The following is a 1,885-nucleotide window of genomic DNA, read 5'->3' as shown; positions in this document are numbered from 1 at the left end:
CCGTGTAAAACCTGTCCCATAGTGCATCCTTCCATTCGGGAGAAAAGACTGCACCATCAAAATCTGGGATCAAACACTTTGGCCCAGTACTGCGCCTCATTGCCGCCGCCGCAGTACGCAGCTCAAACTCATTTATTTGAACTCTCTGTCCTCGACTCTGGTCCAGGCTTTGCTGCGTCTCGGACCGGCAAGCAGCTAAACGAAATTGACCCTAACGAAGAGGAAGCAGCTGTACGCGACTGCTTCTCAACTTATAGTGTGAAGGGTGGAAGCCGCTTCGGCCAAGGTTTGCCCCATGTGATGCGATTACTGCGCAAGGAAGGTGGTTTTCTGCGACTTCGCACGGGTCACCTTTCATTCCATGCAGACTTTTCTTCCGGTGATGCACGTGAAGGTGCAGACGCTCTCGAGGTCTTCTCTCCCAATGGTGAACAACAACTAGCTCCAGTTGCAGGCAGCCTTCTTACCGTCCTATTGCCACTGCGGAGAGACCGTTGAAATCGCTCTTTACCTTCCGATTTAATCTGCCCCCTAATAAAGATAGCCGCGATGTATTAGTTGTCTTTGTGGCCACTCCTGCAATTGACGCTCAGGCTTTTGCTACCGAAGTCGAGGCCGAGATTGAGGCCAACCTCGTTCCTGACGAGGTTGTGGTCATTGTGAGAGATCCAGTCTTCGAGAAAACCGAAAAAGCCTTGCGAACAGACTCCATGCATCTTGCAACGCTCTCCCGGCTCGGCAAGAGCACTGCTGTCTTGCTCATCGGCTACGACTGCATGGGAAATGAGCGCAGGCGAAAGTGCATCACGGAAGCGAGCTGTGAGCCCGCTGTTGCGCTCAATGATTTTCAGCGTCGGGGGATCACCAGTATATTCAATGAGCGTCGTGGTTTTGTCGAAGCCACTGCCACCTACCATTTTGAGAATCCATCAGGCCGACATACCGAACGGTTCATCCGATTATCTAACATCCTTGCAAGGGGAGCTGAGATCGCCTTTATCGGGTTTTGTTGCCTGCCCCACATCAGTCCATTGATTACGGTAGCCTACCTCGACACACCATCTCTTTACGCTGTTGTTTCAGCCATCAACGAGCAGCGTTCTTTATTCGATGAAGCCACTTGGATTATGGCGGACAATTTTTCTTCCTACGCGGGTTTCGAACAACACCACTTCGACAGTAGTGAGAGCGCTATCGTGCTCATCTCCGCTTCTTCAAGCGGCTCCCTGGCTCGTCGGCTTGTCTCAGAGAAAAACGTTGAGCCTGACCGGATCGTTCATTTGTTATATCTCGGGAATAGCCCTAGCGACCCGCGAGTCGTTTGCGACCTATCACATGATCCACATGAAAATCCCGCAGGCATCGACGTCTTACCTTCAGTGGAAGAGTCTAATGATTGTGCGATGTGTGCAGGTGGTTCACACGCAATCAAACTGCAGGGCGACCAGTTCGAATTTGCAGGCCCACAGCAGGATGCATTGCTTGTTGGAAAAGCTCACGCTCCAGCTGGACTTGCATCGCTTATGGATCGTTATGTTGGCGATAAAGTGTTCGAACTTGGTCTAGGGCGCAGTACCTCTCGATTGCCTCGTCAGTTTCACATCAATTCTACTCAATTGCTTGCAAGCAAGTCATTCAAGGATAAGCTTGATTACGCGTTGCGCCGTTCGCTTCCTGCCAGTCTTGAATACATCATCATAGCCAATTCCGTTTCCGAGCCGCTCGCTAAAGTCATTGAAGCAGAGCTTCCGAACGCTCCATCAATCGTTTCTCGTGATGAACTGGATGCGATTCCGGTTGCAACGCAATGAACTGATGCGGTGGATGCCCCCACCCAGCGGCATCGAGTATACCAAGACGTGTGTGGATGCCCCCTGTTTGGCAA

General features: G+C 51.5%; 1 protein-coding gene and 1 pseudogene. Both read left to right on the top strand.

Annotated elements, in window-relative coordinates:
- Nucleotides 1-498: pseudogene (locus tag Q0835_RS29760) on the top strand (hypothetical protein); the annotation flags it as partial.
- Nucleotides 495-1,811, top strand: a complete 1,317-nt coding sequence (locus tag Q0835_RS29755) for a hypothetical protein (protein WP_298967099.1) — start codon at nucleotides 495-497, stop codon at nucleotides 1,809-1,811. The pseudogene Q0835_RS29760 and the gene Q0835_RS29755, both read left to right, overlap by 4 nt.
- The last annotated feature ends 74 nt before the right edge of the window (nucleotides 1,812-1,885 follow it).

It is taken from the genome of uncultured Roseibium sp. (genome assembly GCF_947499295.1).
Taxonomy (GTDB): domain Bacteria; phylum Pseudomonadota; class Alphaproteobacteria; order Rhizobiales; family Stappiaceae; genus Roseibium.
The sequence above is the reverse complement of the archived record's forward strand: the minus strand, read 5'-3'. Positions and strand labels throughout refer to the sequence as shown.